This is a genomic window from Dokdonella sp., from assembly GCF_051958935.1.
GTDB lineage: Bacteria > Pseudomonadota > Gammaproteobacteria > Xanthomonadales > Rhodanobacteraceae > Dokdonella_A.
This window is the reverse complement of record NZ_JBQCFP010000026.1, coordinates 1-19,829: the sequence shown is the minus strand read 5'-3', so window position 1 is coordinate 19,829 and position 19,829 is coordinate 1. Positions and strand designations below refer to the sequence as shown.

Annotated in this window: 11 protein-coding genes; 5 read left to right on the top strand and 6 right to left on the bottom strand. The window is 70.2% G+C overall.

Annotation, left to right across the window (positions count from 1 at the left end):
• Both ACTHK2_RS02935 and ACTHK2_RS02930 read right to left on the bottom strand, forming a co-directional pair.
• The coding region (locus ACTHK2_RS02935) for a prealbumin-like fold domain-containing protein (protein ID WP_440244198.1) at positions 1–7,206 on the bottom strand (7,206 nt) is incomplete at its 3' end.
• A gap of 509 nt (positions 7,207–7,715) precedes the next feature.
• Positions 7,716–9,110 carry an amidase gene (locus ACTHK2_RS02930; protein WP_440244197.1) on the bottom strand — a complete coding sequence of 465 codons (1,395 nt, stop codon included), beginning with the start codon at positions 9,108–9,110 and terminating at the stop codon, positions 7,716–7,718.
• Between the two features lie 114 nt (positions 9,111–9,224).
• Between ACTHK2_RS02930 and ACTHK2_RS02925 the strand changes: the two genes are divergently transcribed.
• From ACTHK2_RS02925 to ACTHK2_RS02915, 3 genes are all read left to right on the top strand, one after another.
• Positions 9,225–9,617 (top strand): NAD(P)/FAD-dependent oxidoreductase, encoded by a 393-nt coding sequence (locus ACTHK2_RS02925; RefSeq protein WP_440244196.1) that lies wholly within the window; start codon positions 9,225–9,227, stop codon positions 9,615–9,617.
• A gap of 69 nt (positions 9,618–9,686) precedes the next feature.
• Positions 9,687–10,862, top strand: a complete 1,176-nt coding sequence (locus tag ACTHK2_RS02920; protein ID WP_440244199.1) for an electron transfer flavoprotein-ubiquinone oxidoreductase — start codon at positions 9,687–9,689, stop codon at positions 10,860–10,862.
• Between the two features lie 428 nt (positions 10,863–11,290).
• Positions 11,291–12,859, top strand: coding sequence for a choice-of-anchor Q domain-containing protein (locus ACTHK2_RS02915; RefSeq protein WP_440244195.1), 1,569 nt, complete (start codon positions 11,291–11,293; stop codon positions 12,857–12,859).
• On the opposite strand, the gene ACTHK2_RS02910 is transcribed toward ACTHK2_RS02915, so the two are convergent.
• The 3 genes from ACTHK2_RS02910 to ACTHK2_RS02900 form a co-directional block, all read right to left on the bottom strand.
• Entirely contained in the window at positions 12,745–14,085 is a 1,341-nt protein-coding gene (locus tag ACTHK2_RS02910; RefSeq protein WP_440244194.1) for a hypothetical protein, read from the bottom strand. The genes ACTHK2_RS02915 and ACTHK2_RS02910 overlap by 115 nt on opposite strands.
• Positions 14,082–14,270: a hypothetical protein gene (locus tag ACTHK2_RS02905; protein ID WP_440244193.1), complete on the bottom strand. Its 189-nt coding sequence runs from the start codon at positions 14,268–14,270 to the stop codon at positions 14,082–14,084. Before ACTHK2_RS02905 ends, ACTHK2_RS02910 begins: the two co-directional genes overlap by 4 nt.
• Before the next feature lie 262 nt (positions 14,271–14,532).
• A complete protein-coding gene (locus tag ACTHK2_RS02900; RefSeq protein WP_440244192.1) occupies positions 14,533–15,606 on the bottom strand; it encodes a phospholipase A in 1,074 nt (357 codons plus the stop codon).
• 293 nt (positions 15,607–15,899) lie between these two features.
• On the opposite strand from ACTHK2_RS02900, the gene ACTHK2_RS02895 reads away from it, so the two are divergent.
• The gene (locus ACTHK2_RS02895) at positions 15,900–17,441 is read left to right on the top strand and encodes a choice-of-anchor Q domain-containing protein (protein ID WP_440244191.1); all 1,542 of its coding nucleotides are present in this window, start codon (positions 15,900–15,902) and stop codon (positions 17,439–17,441) included.
• Positions 17,442–17,457: 16 nt separating this feature from the next.
• Here ACTHK2_RS02895 and ACTHK2_RS02890 read toward each other — a convergent pair whose 3' ends face one another.
• Positions 17,458–18,690: a diguanylate cyclase gene (locus ACTHK2_RS02890; RefSeq protein ID WP_440244190.1), complete on the bottom strand. Its 1,233-nt coding sequence runs from the start codon at positions 18,688–18,690 to the stop codon at positions 17,458–17,460.
• Positions 18,691–18,838: 148 nt separating this feature from the next.
• Here ACTHK2_RS02890 and ACTHK2_RS02885 point away from each other — a divergent pair, with 148 nt between their 5' ends.
• The gene (locus tag ACTHK2_RS02885; RefSeq protein WP_440244189.1) at positions 18,839–19,771 is read left to right on the top strand and encodes an ATP-grasp domain-containing protein; all 933 of its coding nucleotides are present in this window, start codon (positions 18,839–18,841) and stop codon (positions 19,769–19,771) included.
• The last annotated feature ends 58 nt before the right edge of the window (positions 19,772–19,829 follow it).

Sequence of the window (19,829 nt, the reverse complement as noted above, 5' to 3'; positions counted from 1 at the left end):
CGCACTCGCGATCGGCGTCACGACGACGCTCGCGCTGTTGTTGGCGGGGTTCGGATCGGTCTGGTCGATCGCGGACAGGCTCGCCGTGTTGGTGAAGCCCGCGTCGGTATCGACGTCGGCGACGATCGTCAGCGTCGCGGTCGCCCCCGCGCCGCTCGCGGCGAGGTTGCCGATCGTCCACGTGCCGGTGCCGCTATTGTACGTGCCCTGGCTCGGCGTCGCCGAGACGAAGCCGAGGCCCGCCGGCAGCACGTCGTCGACCGCCACGCCCGTCGCGTTGCTCGGACCGTTGTTCGTCGCCGTGATCGTGAACGTCACCGTGTCGCCACGCACCGGGTTGGCGTTGTCCACGACCTTGAGCACCTGGATGTCCGCCGATTGGCCGTTCAGGGTCACGCCGCCCGTGTTGTTCGCCGGGTTCGGGTCATGCTCGTCGGCATCCACTGTCGCCGTGTTCGTGATGTCGCCCGGCAGGGTCACCGTCGCGACGATCTGCAGGGTCACGCTGTCACCCGACGCGATGCCGCCGATCGTCCAGAGGCCCACGCCGTCGTCGTAGATGCCCTGCGACGGCGTCGCCGAGACGAACACCAGGCCCATCGGCAGCAGGTCGTCGACGCTCACGTTGCCCGCGTCGTTCGGGCCGGCGTTCGTCACCGTCACCGTGTAGGTCACGTTCGTGCCGAGGTTCGGCGTCGCATTGCTGACGGTCTTCGTCACCTGCAGGTCCGCCGACGGCTGCGCGTTGAGCGACGCCGAGCCCGCGTTGTTGCCGCCGTTCGGATCGAACTGGTCGCCCGCGCTCTTCGTCGCGGTATTGGTGATCGCACCCGGCGTCAGCACCGTCGCGACGAGGTCGAGCGTCGCGCTCGCGCCGTTGCCGAGCGCGCCGACCGTCCACAGGCCGGTGCCGCTGTTGTACGCGCCCTGCGACGGCGTCGCCGAGACGAACGCGACACCGCTCGGCAACGCGTCGGTCACCGCCACGCCGGTCGCGGCGTTCGGGCCGTTGTTGGTCGCGGTGATCGTGAACGTGACCGCCTCGCCGACGTTCGGCGTCGCGTTGTCGACGCTCTTGGCGACCGCGATGTCCGCGCTCGGGTTGACCGGCACCGTCGTCGTGCCCGTGCAGCGCGGCTGCGCCGGACAGGTCGGATCGCCGCCGCCACTCGCGGTCGCGCTGTTGTTGCCGTTCGCCGCACTCGCCGTGACGTTCACGTCGAGCGTGAGCGTCGTGCTCGAGCCCGCTGCGAGCGTGCCGGTGTACGTGCAACTCAGGGTCGTCGTGCCGCTGCAGCTCCAGTTCGTGCCGCTCGCGTTCGCGAGCGTGATGCCGGCCGGCAGCGTGTCGGTCACGGTGATACTGCCCGCGGTCGGGCCTGCGCCGCCGTTCGACACCGTGATCGTGTAGCTCGCCGGCTGGCCGACGATGAACGGCGTCGGCGTCGCCGACTTCGTCACCGAAAGCTGCGGCTGCAGCAGGTTCGTCGTCGCCGTGCCGGTGTTGTTGCCCGGCACCGGATCGCTCGTGCCCGCCGGCGGGTTCGCCGTCGCGCTGTTGCTCACCGAGGCGCCGCTCGTCGGCGCGGTGCCGTTGATCGTGAACGTGACGCTGCCGCCGCTCGGCAGCGTCGGGATCGTGCTCGTCACGCTGTTGCCGGCGACGTTGACCGTACCGCACACGGCGCCGCCGCTCGGCGTACCGCACGTTGCGCTCACGCCCGTGATCGTCGCAGGCACCGCGTCGCTGAACGTCGTGCCGTTCGCATTGCTCGGACCGAGGTTGGTCACGACCACCGAGTAGCTCAGCGCGCCGCCATAGCCGATCGAGGCCGGGCCGGTCTTCACGGCACGGATGTCCGCGCTCGCATTCAGCGTGTCGCTGTCGGTTGCGCTGTTGTTGCCCGGCGTCGGATCGGTCGTACCCGCGGGCGGAGCGATCGTCGCCGTGTTGACGAGCGTGCCGGTCGCGCCGGCGTTGATCGTACCGGTGACGGTGAACGTCGCGGTGCCGCCGACCGGAATGCCGACGGTCGCATTGACGTTGCCGCTGCCTGACGCGGGGCCGCTCGCGCCGCCCGCGTAGGTGACGGTCCAGGTCGCGCCCGTGATGGTCGCGGGAAGCGTGTCGCTGACGACTGCGCCGGCCGCCGTGCTCGGCCCCGCATTGCTCGCGACGATCGTGTAGGTGACCGTCGAACCCGGCGTCGCACTCGTCGCGCCGTCGGTCTTGCTGATCGCGAGATTCGCGCTCGGCGCCAGCGTGTCGGTGTCGGTCGCGCTGTTGTTGCCGGGCGTCGGATCGGTCGCGCTCGCGGGCGCCGTGATCGTCGCGGTATTGGCGAGCGTGCCGGTCGCGGTCGCACTGATCGTGCCGCTCACGGTGAAGGTCGCGCTGCCGCCGGACGGCAGGTTGACGCTCGCAGCGATGTTGCCGGAACCACTCGCGGGGCCACTCGCACCGCCCGCGTAGACCGCGGTCCACGTCGCGCCGGTGACGGCCGCGGGACTCGTGTCGGTGACCGTCGCGCCGCTGACCGCGCTCGGTCCCGCATTGCTCGCGACGATCGTGTAGCTGATCGGATTACCCGGTATCGCGCTCGTCGCCGCGTCGGTCTTGGTGATCGACAGGTCGGCGAGGATCGCAGTATTGGAAAGCGTGCAGCTGATGTCGTCGCCGGGTTGCACGGTGAGCGGGAAGCTCGTACCCGCTCCGCTCGGCAGTACGGTCGACGAACCGGAGGCCGCGTTCGTGCAGCTGATCGCGCTCGTGTACTTCGCGAGCGTGCTCGCGCTGCCCGCCGCCATCGCTTCCGACAGCGTGTAGCTGCCGGCGGCGCCCGTCAGCACGATCGCCGGCGACGTCACGGCCGAGCCCGAGCCTGCGGTCGTGCCGGTCGCGCTCGTCGAACCCGCGATCGACAACGCGAACTGGTCGCTCGCATCGGCGCGACCGGCCGGCAGCGACTTCTGCAAGGTGATGCGCGGTTGCTTCGAATTGGTGAACGTGCAGGCGATCGCCGCACCGGGCACGATCGCGGCCGCGCTCAAGGTGACGCGGCTGTTGGCGAGATCGATGCCGGCGCTGCCCGCACCGAGCCCGGAGCACGAGATCTGCGTGAGCGCGAAGCCCGCGGGCGGCGCCGACTCGACGATCGTCGTGGCGACGTTGACCGCAGCGAGCGTGCGCGTGAGCCCGGCGACCGGCGTGCCGGCGACCAGCGTCGTGATCGAATCGCCGGCATAGCCGTTGTCACCGGTGAACGCGAATGTGCCGGTGCCACCGAGCGAGACCTTGGTGACCTGCACGGTAGGGCGCGCGAGGATGTTCGTGACGACGCTCGAGGCATTGTCGCCCGGATTGGCGTCGTTGATGCCGGCCGGCGCTACGACCTGCGCGGTGTTCGTCGCGCTGCCGTTGGTGGATGCCGTGCCCTGCACGACGAGCGTGCAGCTCGCGCCCGACGGCAGCGAGGTGATCGTGCCCGAGAGCGCATTGCCGACGAGTGCGAACGCGCCCGTGGTGCAGCCCGTGGCGCCGCCCGCGCCGGTGGCCGACACGATCGACGGCGCGGTGAAGTTGGCTGGAATGGCGTCGCTGATCGCGGCACCCGTGACCGTCGCAGGGCCCGCATTCGAAGCCACGAGCTGGAACTGCACGGTCGAACCGTTGGCGACCGTGAGGGGGCCCGTCGTGAATGCACCGCTCGCGCCGAGACGTTCGGTCTTGGCGATCGACAGGTTCGCATTGAGCGGCACCGCGTCGACCGCGCAGCCGATCAGCGGCGCGCCGTTGCCGACGCAGGTCGCCGCGGTCGTCGCGGTCGGCAGCGTCGCGTTCTGCGGATCCGCTCCGGTCGTGCCGACCTGGGCCGGGTTGAACAGGTTGTTGCTCGCGCCGGCGGCGACCGTGGCCGCGAACGAGATCGTGCTCGAGCCGCCCGCGGCGATCGCCGCGGTGTTGTTGCAGGTGATCGCCTGCGGCGGTCCTGCCGCGACCGTACAGCTGAATGCGCCGGACGTGAACGGGGAAGCGCCCGAATAGACCAGGCTCGACGGCAGCACGTCGACGACGCGTACCGTGTTCGCGCCGCCGGTGGCGACGCCGCCGGTGTTGCTGACGACGAGCGAGAAGGTGATCGAATCGCCCGGGCTGCGTGCCTGCGGATCCGCGTGGGATTTCGCCAGTCGCACCTGCGCGGCGCTCTGGGCGGTGTCGAGATCGACGGCGCAGCCGAGCGGATTGTTGTCGTTCGTGCACGCAATCGTGTCGGCGTTCGACGGCGAGCCGACGAGTTCGGGATCGCCGCCGCCGCCGATGCGCGCGCGATTGAGGTACTGGGTGCCGCTCGTCGCCGCGCCGACGTTGGCGACCAGCGAAAACACGCTGCTGGCGCCGGGCGCGAGCACGGTCGACGACGTGCAGGTGACGTCGCTGGCGCTCACGCGCGTGCACGACCACGCCGCTGCGTTGGCGCCGCCGACGGTGAGCGGATTCGGCCAGTTCATCGGCGTCGGCAGCACGTCGCGGAAAGAGATCGTCCCGCTCGACGTAGCGTCGCCATTGTTGGTGACGGTGAACGCATACGTCGTCTGGCCGCTGATCGGCATGAACGGCTGGCCGTCGCTCTTGGCGAGGACGAGGTTCACGTGGCGCACGGTGTCGACGTCCGAGGCACAACCGGTCAGGGCATCGGCATAGAGCGTCGCCGGTGGCGCGGGGGCCGGACACGAGGTCGCGGACGCGACGGTCGGCAAGGTGGTCTTGCCAGGGTCGCCGCCGCCACCCGCGCGCGCGCGATTGGTCAACGACGAGGGAGCCGCCGCCGCGATCGACACCGGGAGCGAAATCGTCGTGCTCGCGCCCGCGGCGAGCGCCGTAGCGCGATCGCACGAGAAGCTCAGCGAGCCCGCCGTCCAGGTGCAATTGAAGCCGCCCGACGAGAACGGCGACGCGCCGGTGTAGGTCATGCCCGTCGGCAGCACGTCGACGACGCGGATCGTGCCGCTCGTCGCGAGTGCGCCCGCGTTCGTCACGGCCAGCGAATACGTCGTGGCGCCGCCGGCGACGACATCGTTGACGCCGTCGCTCTTGCTCAAGGTGAGGAGCGGCGCCTGGATCGTGTCGACGTCCGTGGCGCACCCGGCCGGATTGTCCTGCGCGGTGCAGGCCGAGGCGGTCGCGCCGCTCGGTGCAGGCTTGTTGGGATCGCCGCCGCCGCCGACGCGCGCGAGGTTCGTCACCGACGTGCCGTTGGCACCGGTCACGCTGGCCGCAAACGCGAACGAGCTCGTGCCCGCCGCGCCGATCGCCGTGGCCGACGTACAGGTCACGACGTTCGACGCAGCAGTGCAAGACCAGTTCGCGGCCTGCGGACCACTCAACGGCACCACGCCGTTCGCGATCGAGAGCGATGCGGGCAGCACGTCGACGACGGTGATCGTGCCCGAGGTGATGCTGTTGCCGATGTTCGAAACCGTGAGCGCGTAGGTCGCCGTGCCGCCGCCGTTCAACGTGCTCGTGCCGTCGCTCTTGGCGAGGCGCAGGTCCGGAGAACAGACCGCGCCCGGCAGGATGCCCGGCGTGTTCGGCGTCTGGAATGTGGTCAGGCCGCCCTCATAGCCGCTCGACGAGTAGGTATCGTCGACGCCGTTGGTCGTGCGGCCGGGGCGGCCGCCATTGACGGTGCCGGTGAGCACGAATGAAGACGGCGCGAACGTGATGAAGCCGCCGCCACCGCCGCCGCCGGGGCCGTGGCGGTCTCCGACCGGCGAGCCGCCCGTGTGCCCGGCCCAGGCATTGCCGCCGTCGCCGCCGCTCGCATCGACGTTCGCACTGCCGCCGTCGATCGAGTAGATGACGACCGCGCCACCGCCGCCGCCACCACCGCCGGCATCGTTGGAGACGTTGTAGCCGTTGGCGCCGCGTGCATCGATGACGCCGCTGCCGCCGACACTGCGCGCGCGCACGATGACGATGCCGCCGCCGGCCGCACCGGACGAACACATCGCACCGATGTTGTCGCACGAGACACCGAGGTTCTCGTACGTTCCCGGATCGGTGGTCGCATCGTTGCTGCCGCCGGAGCCGCCGCCACCACCGGGGAACAAGCGATTGAACGCGAGGACGCCCGCATAGCCCGCACCGCCGCGGCCGTCGCTGTCGACGAGCGGCGCGTTCCACGGGCGCCCGCCAAGGCCGCCTTGTGCATAGCCGCCGCCACCGCCGCCGCCGGAGTTCTCGTTGTTGTTGCCGCCACTCGGATTGCCGTCGGTGCCGCCGCCGCCCGCGTTGCCGGGAGCGCCTCGCGCGTGCGAGCCATTCGGATAGCCTTCGCCGTTATCGAGCAATGCGAGATCGGTCGCGCTCGCGACGAGATTGGTCGACTGCGCGCCGAAGCCGTTGCCCTTGATCGCCATGTAGCGCGGCGTGCCGGCGATGCCTTCGCCCTTGCCGCCATGCGCGCCGGTCGCGACCGCGACCCAGTCGGTGTTCGGTCCGTTCGCGCCGCTCTGGCGTCCGGCGGCGCCGCGGAAACCCTTGCCGGCCACGAAGATCGAACGGCCGGCCTGGCCTTCGACCGACGCAGTGCCGAGGGTCAGCGCGCCCTGCACGTCGACGGCAACGACGGCGCCGGTTTCGCCCGTCGCACCGGTGCCGAGGCCCCATGCCGGCGCAGTCACCCCGGCCGCGGTCGCGGTGAGGTACTGCGGAACGACGATGACCTGGTAGCGCTTCTGGCCGGCCGAGCCCGTCGATGCCGCCTGCGTGTAACTATTGGTCAACGGCGGGGAGAACGTGACGTTCGCGCCCGCGCCGGTTCCGCTCGTCGCGGTGACCGTCACGAACTCGTGCAGACCCGCGCTGCCGACGGTAAGCGTGCCCTGGCCGGAACCCGTGCCGTCGCCGTAGAGGCTCGAATTGCTCGAGTTGATCGAGCCGTCCTGCATCTGGATGAGCAGGAGCAGCGTGCCGACGGCGACCGGCGTGCTCGCGCCGCGCGTGTCGCGCGTGCCCAAGGTCAGCGTCGTCGCGTTCGCCGCGAGATTGCCGTTGCCCTGGAAGTAGGTATTCACGATGCCTGAAATCGTCCCGCTGCCCGACGAGCCCGGAGCGGAACAGACGGCCTGCGCGTGCGCGCCGGCGGACACGGTGGCAAGAAGAGTGCAAAGGAGCAGCGCACCGCGGCGCAGTGTCGTCAGCATGTTTAGGTTCCCTGAGTGCCGGACCGCAGGCCCACTGTAATTGCAGGCGCAATGCACAGTATGCAGAATGTGCGCCAATTCACAGACCAGGGAAAATCCCTCGCATCCATACGCGCGCCGCTTTGGCACGCAACGAATTGGTTTCAAAGGGGATTCAGGCTTGTGGAGAATTGCAACGCAGGAAATGCGTTGTCAGGGCGGCGGCACGGGGAGTGGCTGCGCATGCCTCGCGGTCCCCGGAAGGTGCAATTCGCGCCGGGGGCGGCCGTCGAGCTGTTGCCGACCGGCATGCCGTCGGGCAAGGTGCCGTAGGGCAAGCCAGAGGTCAGGCCCGCGCGGTTCGCGAATGCGGCGAGCCTGGCGTCGCTGGCGCTCGCCCTAGACAGTGTATGCGGAACGCGCGAAGACGGCCCGCGGCGCGCGCACGTCGATCCTCGAATACGGACCGCGCGTTCGCACGGTCGCATCGGGCACGCGCTCGTGTGAATGGCGACGCCGGGACGCGATCGTCAGGGCACGGCGGCAGGGAGGATGGCCGCGCAGACCCCGGCGAGTTCGAGCAGCCGCAGGTCCGCACCGGGTCGGCCGACCAGTTGCAGCCCGACGGGCATGCCGTCAGGCAGGGTGCCCATCGGCAGGCTCACGGCCGGGCAGCCGGCCAGGCTCGCGAAGGCAGTGAGATCGGCGTCGTTGGCGCGCTCTCCCTCGGCCAGGGGATACGGACCGTGCGACACGGTCGGCAGCACGAGCACGTCGATATCCTCGAACACACGGCGCGCCTTGAGCACGGTCGCATCGAGCGCGCGGTCGGCCGCCGCGTAGTCGACCGCGGACTTGCGCCGCGCGTAGTCTAGCATCGACCTTAGACGCGGCGACACCGGATGGGTCGCGTCTTCGAGATCATCGGCGAATTCCACGCCGAGTTCGCTTTCCATCACGAGCAGCGCGGCGCGACGCGTGCGGCCGAGGTCGTGATCGCTGAAGTCGATGTCGATGCGCCGGCCGAACGCGCCGCCGATGCGCGCGACCGCGGCGTCGAATACCTGGCGCACGTCGGCCGATACACCGAGCGCGCCGAGGTCGAGCGCGAACGCGCTGCGCAGGTTGCCCGGCTCCCAGTCGGGCGTCGCCAGCGGCACGCGGCGCCGGCGCGAACGCGGGTCGGCCGGGTCGTGCGCGTCGAGCACCTGCACGACGATCGCGAGGTCCTCGACAGCGCGCGCGAGGATGCCGATGCAATCGAGCCGTCGCGCCGCGCGCACCATGCCACGCGTTGAAATCTCCGCGTGCGTCGGCTTGAGCGCGAACACGCCGCAGTGGCTCGCCGGGATGCGGATCGAACCGAGCGTGTCGGTGCCGATCGCAAAACTGCACAGCCCGGCCGCGACGGCCGCGGCGGATCCACCGGAGGAACCGCCTGCGGTGTAGCCGGCGCGCCACGGGTTCTGCACCGGGCCGTAGTGCGGATTGGCCGAGAACGTGCCGAGCGCACCTTCGTCGAGGTTGGTCTTGCCGAGGATGATCGCGCCCGCGGCGCGCAGGCGCGCGACCACGCTGGCGTCGGCCGGCGCGACGTGCGTGCGGCGCGTCGGCAGGCCGGCGGTGGTCGGCAGGCCGGACACGTCGATGTTGTCCTTGATCGCGACCGCGAGGCCGTCGAGCCGACCGATCGTGCCACCGCTGCGCCGGCGCGCGTCGCTCGCGGCGGCCTGCTCTTCCATGCGCGGATCGAGCGCGAGATAGGCATTGAGGCGCGGGTTGTCGCGCGCGATCGCCGCGGCGTAGGCATGCGTGAGATGCGCGGCGTCGATGCGGCCGCTGGCGAGCCAGTGCAGTTGCTGGAACGCGGCGGCGCCACGCAGGTTCGAATCGGTGAGCGCGTCCATCGTCGGCATCGCTTCCATGGTCGGAGCCTGATTATGCCCGCGGCCCCTGCGCGGCGCGCAAGACGCGTTTGCCGCCCCCGCGCCGAACCCCGACAATAGCGCGCATCAGCCAGCGCCCCGGAGCCCGCCCCAATGAGCGATCGCGACATCATGGAGTACGACGTCGTCACGGTCGGTGCCGGGCCGGCCGGGCTCGCGTTCGCGATCCGCCTCAAGCAACTCGACCCGGACATCCGCGTCTGCGTGATCGAGAAGGCGTCGACGGTCGGCGCGCAGATCCTCTCCGGCGCGGTGATCGAACCCGAGCCGCTCAACGAGCTGCTGCCCGAATGGGGCAAGAATCCGCCGCCGATCTGCGTGCCGGTCACTAAGGACGAGTTCTGGTTCCTGCGCGACGCGACGCGCGCGACGAAGTCGCCGATGACGCCGCCGCAGATGCACAACCACGGCAACTTCATCGTCTCGCTCGGCGCGCTGTGCGCGTGGCTCGCGCCCCACGCCGAAGCACTCGGCGTCGAGATCTAGCCCGGCTGCGCCGCGGCCGAGGCGCTCATCGCCGAGCCCGGCGCAGTCTGCGGCGTGCGCATCGGCGACATGGGCGTCGCGCGCGACGGCAGCCACAAGCCCGGCTACACGCAGGGCATCGACATCCGCGCGCCGCTCACCGTGCTCGCCGAAGGTTGCCGCGGCTCGATCAGCAAGCAGCTGATCGCACGCTATGCCCTGGACAGGGACAGCGACCCGCAGACCTACGGCATCGGCATCAAGGAGCTGTGGCAGGTGCCCGCCGGCCGGGCCGAAGCGGGCAAGGTCATGCACACGCTCGGCTGGCCGCTCAACACGCGCACCTACGGCGGCAGCTTCATCTACCAGCTCGACCAGGACCGGGTCGCGATCGGCTTCGTCGCCGGCCTCGACTACGCCGATCCGCGGTTCCGGCCGTGGGAAGCGTTCCAGCAGTTGAAGAACCACGCGTTGGTCAAGCCGCTGCTCGACGGCGGCACGATCGTCTCGGCCGGCGCGCGCGCGCTGATCGAAGGCGGCTGGCAATCGCTGCCAAAGGTGGAGATGCCCGGCGCGCTGCTCATCGGCGACGCCGCCGGCCTCATGAACGTGCCGAAGATCAAGGGCACGCACCAGGCGCTGCGCTCGGGCATGCTCGCCGCCGAACACGTCGCCGCGACGAAGACGAGCGCGGGCTGGGACGCGAAGCTGCGCGCATCGAAGGTCGCCGCGGAACTCAGGAAGGTGCGCAATATCCGTCCGGGCTTCAACAAGGGACTCTGGTTCGGGCTCGCCAATGCGGGCTGGGAGACGGTCACGCAGGGCGCGTCGCCGTGGACGCTGAAGAACCACGCGGACTGGAGTTCGTACGACAAGATCGACGCGGCGACCGCGGCGACGCAGCCCGGCCCGAACGCACCCTCGCCCGCGCAACCGGCCTATGTCGAGCGCACGCTCGCGCCACGCGATCGACTCGCCGGCGTGTACTTCGCCGCGACCGAGCACGACGAGGACCAGCCGATCCACCTCAAGGTCGCCGACCCGAACATCTGCATCACGCGCTGCATCGAGGAATACGCCAATCCTTGCCAGCGCTTCTGCCCGGCCGGCGTCTACGAAATCGTCGCCGACGGTGCCGGCAAGCGCCTGCAGATCAACGCCGCCAACTGCGTGCACTGCAAGACCTGCGACATCAAGGATCCGTACGAGATCATCACGTGGACCACGCCGGAAGGCGGCAGCGGGCCGAACTACCAGAACCTTTGAGGTCCGCACATGAGGTCGCCTGGCGGATCCCGTTCGCCCTGAGCGCAGGCCCGAAGGGCCAGAGCCGAAGGGCCATGTCGCGCGAGGCGTTTCCACTGCGTCGCTGCGGGCGCTTCGCTCAACGCGACGGGTGATGGGCTTCGCGTAGGCGCAGGACTAGGTTCGGACAGAGATCGCAACGAGGCCGTTCGCCCTGCGCGCAGGCCTGGCGGGCCGGAGTCGAGGGGCCCTGCCGCGGGCGTTTCGACTGCGCGCGCTGCGCGAGCCTCGCTCAAAGCGAACCGGGGTAGCAACGAACGCGGGCACATCCTTTTGTGCCCCGCGCGGTACCCACACGCCGTGTGCATGAGCGCCCATCGGCGTGGCAGGCGCGCACGCTTCGTTTCGTATGTTGATGTAGCCGCAGCCCGGCATCCGGAGGAGGGCCCGTGGATCGAACCGTGCGTCTCATGCCCGCACTCGCACTCGCACTCGCGACCGGCGCTGCCGCGCACGCAGCCACGTTCGCGCCTGACACGATCGACGATACCATCGACGCGGCGCCCGGCGATGGCACCTGCGCGGACGCGAATGGGAGCTGCAGCCTGCGCGCAGCGATGCAGGAAGCGAATGCGCTCGCAGGCGAGGACACGATCGTCCTCGGCGCGGTGGTCTACACGCTCACGCTGGCCGGCAGCAACGAGGATGCATCGGCGAGCGGCGACCTCGATGTCGACGACGACCTCGTGCTGCAGGGCGCGGGGGCCGATGCGACGATCGTCGATGCCGGCGCGCTCGATCGCGTGCTGGACGTGCGCCCCGCCACCGGCTCGCGGCACGTGCGCATCAGGGGACTCACGCTGCGCAATGGCGCACTCACCCTGGAATCCCAGCCGCCGCTGGACCGGCAAGGCGCAGGACTACGCATCGGCGCGGGCGCGACCATCGAACTCGCGCACGTCGATGTACGCGACAACCATCTCACGACGTTCGCGGGCGCCGCGGGTATCGACAACACCGGTTGCCTCGTCGGCGACCACATACGCGTGATCGGCAATACCGATCCCGCACCGGTCGGCGGAGGCTCGGCCTGGGCGGGCGGCATCGCGACCGACGGCGCAGGCAGTTGCCTCGTGCTCGAGGACAGCGAGATCAGCGACAACCGCGCCGACGTCGCCGGCGCGTTGCTCCTCCACGGCGGCGCGTCCGCCACGCTGCGTCGCACGCTCGTCGCGAACAACGCCGCACGCGTCGCGGGCGCGATGCACCTCGGCCAGGGCGGCGTCGTGCAACTCGACAACGTGACGATCAGCGGCAATGCAGGCAACCCCGGCGCGATCCTCAACGACGACGGAACGCGCCTCGTGGTCGTCGACTCGACGATCACCGGCAACCATGCATCCGGCTCGATCACCAATGTCGGCGGCATCCAGGACGTCCACGGCGGCTTTGGCCGCACCGAACTCACCAACACGATCCTTGCGGGCAACGGCCCCGGCTTCATCGCCGACGACTGTGTCGCCGCACGCTCGGTCGGCGGCGGCAACCTCATCGGCGACAGCGCGCACTGCCAATTCGACGCGCAAGCCGACGACCAGCTCGACGTCGACCCCGGACTCGGACCGCTCGCCGACCACGGCGGTTTCACCCGCACGCACCTGCCCGGCGTGAACGCGATCGACCGTGGCGCCGCGTCGTGCGCCACGACCGACCAGCGCGGCACGGTGCGTCCGCAGGACGGCGATGGCGATGGGACCAGCGCGTGCGATGCGGGCGCGGTCGAAGTCGGTGACCTCGACGCGATCTTTGCGAACGGCTTCGACGGCGCGGCGCCATCAGCGGCGCCGCGCATTTCCGGCAAGCCGCCCGCGGCGCGTGTCGGCGCCGCGGGACAGGCAAGGCCTCAGGGCACGAAGTCGATGGACACCGTGACCGGTTCGACGACGGGGTCGATGCCGGTCGTGGCCGGCACGTTTTCCGGTGCCGAGTACACGGCCCCGACGATCTGCGTGTTGTAGGCCACGCAGGTATTGGCCGAGTTGGAGCGGCTGCCGGGGATCGGATCGGTCAGGACCGTCGCGCCGGTGCGCGGCACGTAGTAGAGCTTGTTGAGCTGCCCGAGCGACACGACGCCTCCCGGGTTGATCGTGCTCGCCACGATCAGGGCCGGGCCGCTACAGTTGTTGCTCGCATAGGTCGCCGTACCCGAACCACCGATCGTGCCGCCGGCATCGATCTGCATGATGTAGCCCTGTGGCGAAATCAGCGCGACCGCGCCGCTGTAGCCGGCCAGGTTAACGGGATACAGCGGCCGCGGCAGCGCGGTGCTCAGCGTACCGTTGATCCGCACCGCGTACTTACCGCTGCCGGCCGGGCCGGTCGGACCCGCGGGGCCTGCCGGACCCGTCGCGCCCTGCGCGCCCTGCGCGCCGGTGGCACCGGTCGCGCCAGCGGGACCTTGCGGGCCGGTCGCACCCTGCGCACCGGCGGGACCCGCAGCACCCGCCGGGCCGGTCGGACCGGCAACACCCGGGAGGCCCTGCGCGCCGGTCGGACCCACGGCTGCCGCCGGACCGGTGGCACCCGGCGCACCGGTGGCGCCTTGCGGCCCGGTCGCGCCGACCGGACCCGCCGGACCTGTTTCGCCCGTCGCACCCGCCGGGCCCTGCGCACCGGTAGCGCCCTGCGCACCCGTCGCACCCGTCGCACCCGTCGCACCCGTGGGACCTGCTTCACCCGTCGCGCCCTGCGCCCCCGTCGGGCCAATTGGCCCGGCTGCGCCCGTCGCACCCGTCGCGCCCTGCGCGCCGGTCGGACCTGCCGGGCCGGCGGGGCCTGCAGGGCCGGTCGGGCCCGCGGGACCGACGTTGCCGGTCAGGGCGAACTGCGCGATCGGCGCCGTGGTGATCGGCTGGCGACCGAGCGTCGCGCCGTTGATGCTGATCTCGAGCCAGCTCTGCTGTCCCTGGAATGCGCCGTCGAACGCGAGATTGATCGAGAAGATGCCGTCGACGACCGGCCAGGATGGTTCGCTGATCGTCGTGCCGATCTGGTTGCCGCCGGTCGCCGCATCCCACAGCGAAAACGTCAACGCGTAGTTGCCATTGGCGGGATAGCCGTTCTGCTCGAGCTTGCCCTGGTAGTTGAACTCCGGCACCTGCGGCGCCGCGGATGCGACATGCGCGAGCGCAAGGGCGATCGCCGGAACGAGCGCGCGAAGAGCATTCGATCGAAAGGTATTCATTTGCAGATCCCCGTGCTGTTTTCGAATCCGGAGCGGAAAAGCTTGTCGTCGGTCGACGCGGTTTCGGCGAGGAATCCCGACGCGAGCGTGAATTCGGCGTTGCCCACGACGCCGAGCACGGGCTGGCCGACCGCCGAGCGCAACCGGTAGCAGCTGTCGTTGACGAAGCCGCCGCCGTTCGACACGAGGCTTTGGCGAATGGCGAATCCGCTGACGCCGTCCGTCGACGACGTCGCCGACGTCGCCCACAACGACAGAACCGCGGTTGCGCACGCAGCAGCGCGCGCGCGGCGCGAGGCCGCTTTCCTGTGATCCATGATTGTCCCCTGTAAGAAGCACCCTGGAGCACGGCGTCGACGTGGCCGACGTATCGCGCAGCCGCATTATAGACACGAATTCATTTTCCACCGCCGCCGACGCGGGCACCGCCCGCGATCGAGCGCCCGGTCAGTACCAATCGAGCAGCGAAAGGCCCACGCCGAGATACGTCGCCTCGTGGTTGTAGTCGATTAGGCTCTCGCCGTAGCCGTGGAACAGCTCGACGTAGCCGCGCAGGCTGCCCGCGAGCGGCACGCTCCAGCTGAAACGCGCCGAACCATGGTTGGCATCGCCGCCGCGCAGCGAATGGCGCAAGGTCAGGCCGAACGTCTGGTCGTTCCAGTTGCGCACGAGCTGCACCTCGCCGCGGCCGACGTAGTCCTCGATGTCGCGGTTGTTGTCGTCACCGCGGGACTCGGGAATGCGCCACCACGGGCGCAGCACGATCGTCCAGTCGCCCCGCTCAAGGCCGATGTCGGCGACGATGCGGTTCCAGCTGCGCGAGTACGGATCGCTGCGACCGTTCGACTGGTGGTTGATGCCGATGTCGAACAGGCGTGCGTCCCAGCCGAGCGCGTGATAGTTGGTGCCGAACACGAGCAGCACTTCGGGTTCGTAGTCGGTTTCGCGGAACGGTCGCGATTCGTCCTCGTTGTAGACCTGCCAGCGCGAGGACTGCGTGTAGCCGACCCAGAGGTCGCCGTTGCCGATCACGTCCTGCGCGACCTTCGTCTTGAGGCTCAGCTGGAACTTCGCCTCGATGTTGTCCAGGTGCGCGCGCTCGCCCACGGTATTGTCGGGATTGGGGCTGCGTGGCTGCGTATTGAGCTTGCTCGTCGCGAAGAACGGCATCACGTAAACGGGCCGGTAGCTGCGCAGGTTGAACGTGCCGAGCTTGCTCGCAGGATCGAGTTCCCAGCGGCGATCGAGCTGCGAAGACTCGCGCGGCACGGCTTCCCGACCCGCAGCGTCCGCGGCCGCGTCCGGTTGGGCGAACACGCCGCTGCTGCGCATGCGCGCATCGGCCGCGCGCTGCGCCTCGCGATCGTCGCGATGCGTCGCGCGGTCGTAGCAGGCGAGCCGCTGCGCATCGTTGCCGATCGCGGTGCAGGCGCGGATGTCGAGCGGGTCGGGATTCTGCGCGTACGCCGGCGCAGCGACCGCGAACGGCATGACGACGAGAGCAGCGGCGGCTCGAAGCATTCGTGGCTTCCGCGAGCAGGGTCGGCCCATGGTAGCCGCTGCACGCCCCACCCGGTCGTCCGGTCGAATCCCGGACCCGGCGTCTTCGACCTGCCGGACGGCAATGAGCTGGATTCCGGCCTTCGCCGGGAATGCCCCCGCATCGTACTTTCGCTGGAGTGACGAGCGATCGCCCGACCGACGAACTCTCGCCGAAATGACGAAACCCTGCGGGTTTACCCCACCCTTCCGCGTATAGGGGAGACGCACCGCGCCCCATCGGTGTCGACCGCGCCATCCAGAGAGGTATCCGCGTGCATCCGTCCCTGCCCCGTACCATCCAACGTCGATCGTCGCTGCGCCGAACGTACCTGCAGCAGGCGATCGCGGCCACGCTGCTGCTCGGTCTCGCCGCACTTCCGGCGAGCGCCGCGACGATCGAGGTGACTTCCCCCGACGATTCCGACCCTGCCGCCGCAAACACCTGCACGCTGCGCCAGGCGGTCCTGTCGATGAACACGGGCACATTGAAGGGCGCGTGCGGCAACACCGGCGGCGCGTTCGGCAGTGGCGACACGATCACGTTCGCGGCGTCCGCGATCATCGGCGCGCCGACGCCCGGCGCGATCGCGCTCGCCGACTCGGCGGATGCGAGCGGCAGCGTCGGTGGCACGCTCGTCGTCGGCGCCATGCATCTCGTGATCGACGGCAGCGCATGGCGCGGCGGCGGCCCGGACCAGTTCCCCGAGGGCGTGGTGATCCAGCGGCCGGGCAGCGCCCTGGCGACGTTCGGCATCCTTCGCGACATTGCACCCGCGGGTGGTTCGCTCACCTTGAAGGGACTCACGCTGCGCAACGGCTTCGCGCGCGGCAGCGTCTGCGACGGTCGCGCCGACGGCGGCGGCATCTGCATGGCCGCGGCCGACCTCGCGCTCGTCGACAGCTCGGTCACCCTCGGCCATGCGGACAACCTCGGCGGTGGCATCGCCTCGTCGACCGGCACCGTGACGCTCATCCGCAGCACGCTCGATGCGAACATCGCCTACGCCGGCGGCGGGCTCTATTCGCACACCGGCCACGTCACGATCACCGCGAGCACGATCAGCAACAACAGCGTGTGGCCGGTCGGCGCCGGTGGCGGCATCCGCACCGACGGCACGCTCGACGTCGTCGACAGCACGATCACGGGCAACATCGCCAAGCTCGGCGGCGGCATCCAGTCCGGCGGGATCACGACGGTGACGCGCAGCGTCATCAGTGGCAACGAGGCCTACTACCACGGCGGTGGCCTGCACGTGGCCGGCGGCACGACGACGCTCGTCGGCAGTACGCTGGCCGGCAATTCCGCGCGCTACTACGGCGGCGGCGCGAGAGTGGATGGAACATTGGAGGCGACCAACAGCACGATCGCCGGCAACAACTGCAATCGCAGCGGCGCCGGCCTCTACCTCGCCTCCACCGCGACGCTGCAGCTCGACCACGCGACGCTGTCGGTCAACCATGCCAACACGACGGGCGGCGGCATCGGCGGCAGCGGCAACGCGACGATCGTCCAGACGATCGTCTCGGGCAACAGCGCGTCCTCCGGCTCGGACATCGCCGCCGGCGTGACATGGACCGGCAGCGGCAACCTCGTCTCGAGCGCGAGCGACGCGCTCGGGCCATTGCAGGACAACGGCGGTCCCACGCCGACGATGGTGCCAGGGCCGGGCAGCGCGGCCATCGACATGATCGCGGCGCAGGACTGCACGCAGCCGCGCGACCAGCGCGGCTTCGCGCGCCCGCAAGGTGCGGGTTGCGACATCGGCGCGGTCGAGGTCGTCGTCGACCTCATTTTCGACGACGGCTTCGACTGAGCACGCCGCGCCGCGCTCAGGTTTCCGACGCGCGCACGACGCGGTTGCGACCTTCCTGCTTGGCCTGGTAGAGCGCCTTGTCCGCGCGGTTGATGAGTTCGCGCGCGTCCTCGCGATGGTTCCACTCGGCGACGCCGAAGCTCGCGCTGACCGCGCCGACGACCTCGTACGGCGCGCCCGCGATCTTGCCGCGCACGGCTTCGGCGATCGCCATCGCCGCGTCGATGCGCGTCTCGCGCAGCAGGATGATGAACTCCTCGCCGCCGAAGCGCGCCGCGCAATCGGAGCTGCGCAAGAGCTCGCGCACGCGCAGCGCGGTATGGCGCAGCACCGAATCGCCACTGTCATGACCGAACGTGTCGTTGATGCGCTTGAAGAAGTCGAGGTCGAAGATGATCACCGAAAGGCCGAGGTGCTTGATGCGTGCCTCGGCCATGTCCGCTTCTAGCCGCTCGAAGAAGCGGCGCCGGTTGACGAGGTCGGTGAGGAAGTCCTTCGTCGCGAGTTCCTCGAGGCGGCGATTCACGCGCGCCATCGGCACGATCACGAGCCGCTCGAGCGCGAGGTTGAGGCCGGCGAACATCAGCGCGAACACGGCCAGGAGCGACAGCATGAAGGTGTTGAACGCGCGCCGCGCCTTCTCGAGCGGATACAGCACCGGCACGCGCACGAGCTGCATGCCGACCGTCTCGTCCTGCTTCCAGCCGAAGCCGTTCGCATCGCCGTACACCGCGCGCATCGTCGCCGGCGCCGCTTCAGGCGTGCTGTGGCAGGCGAGGCACGCGCCCTGCTTGATCGTGATCGGCCGCGCGACGTACATCGACTGCTCGACGCCCTCGCCGTGGATCCCGCTGAGTTCGCCCAAGCCCGCATCGGCGCGGAACTGCTCGATCAGCGAGCGCTCCCAGTCGCTCGCGCGATCGCGCGGGTTGGTCGGGTTGAGCACCGACTCCTTGTAGACGTAGCCCGGGTAGCGGTCGGAAAGTCGATGGAGTGTCTCTGTCGCGGCGAACGCGGGCACCGTCTGCGGCAGGAAGCGTTCGGCATTGAGCGGATCGAGATGCGGCTTGATCTGGTCGGTCGTGTAGCTGCGGATCGCGAGCGCCGTTTCCATCAGCACCTGCGAGTTGTGCCGCACCTCTTCCATCGCACCGCGCTGCAGCTGCGAGTGGTAGTGCCAGCCCGCGGCGACGATGCCGATCACGAAGACCGCGATGAGGATCAGGTTGAACGTGAGTCGAAGGCGCATGCGCACGGCGCCGCGCTGCGGCGCCCTCCCCTGAGCGCCCCCTGGCGCGCGCGTATCCTCGCACGCCGCGGGCGCGCCGGCACGTTGCGGTGCGGGCGCGTGGCGGTACCCGCTATCCTCGGGGCTTCGCCCCCGCCGCCGGAACGCCATGCCCGCGCCACTGATCGCCCTCGTCTCCGCCGCCGCCGCCCGCCCGCTCGACGAGGACCTCCCGCCGCTGGACGAGGCACTGCGCGGCGCCGGCGCGGACGTCGTCATCGTCGACTGGGACGACGCCGCGGTCGACTGGGGCCGCTTCGACCTGGCCCTGCTGCGCTCGACCTGGGACTACGCCGAGCGCCTGCCCGAGTTCCTCGACTGGGCGACCCGCGTCGCCGCGTGCACCGAGCTGTGCAATCCGCTCGCGGTACTGCGCTGGAACACCGACAAGCATTACCTCGCCGAACTCGAACGCGCAGGAATCGCGATCGTGCCGAGCACGTTCGTCGAGCCCGATGCCGAGGCGGCGGCCGCGCTCGATGCGTTCCTTGCAGGTACCGATGCGGCGGAGTTCGTGGTCAAGCCTGCCGTCGGCGCGGGCTCGCGCGACGCGCAGCGCCATGCGCGCACGAACCGCGACGCCGCGCTCAAGCACGTCGCGCGCCTGCTCGATGCACGCCGCAGCGTGCTGCTGCAGCCCTACCTCGAACGCGTCGACGCGCACGGTGAAACCGCGCTCGTCCATTTCGAGGGCGTCTACAGCCATGCGATCCGCAAGGGTCCGCTGCTGCGCCGTGGCGACGGCCCGACCGATGCGCTGTTCGCGGCCGAAGACATCACGCCGCGCGCGCCGGGCGATGCCGAACGCGCGCTCGCGACGGCAACGCTCGCGGCCGTGCAGGCATTGCTGCCCAACGATCCGCTGCTCTATGCACGCGTCGACCTCATCCACGACGCCGACGGCGCGCCGCGACTGCTCGAACTCGAGCTCGCCGAACCCTCGCTGTTCTTCGCGCACGCGCCCGGCTCGGCTGCGCGCTTCGCCAACGCGGTAATCGCGCGGGCCAGCGGAACGCGAAGCGCCGCACCGCGTCGCGGCTGATGACCCTGCCACGGGGCGCGAGGCGGCCACGGCCTGGCTGTAGGGCGGTACGCGCGAA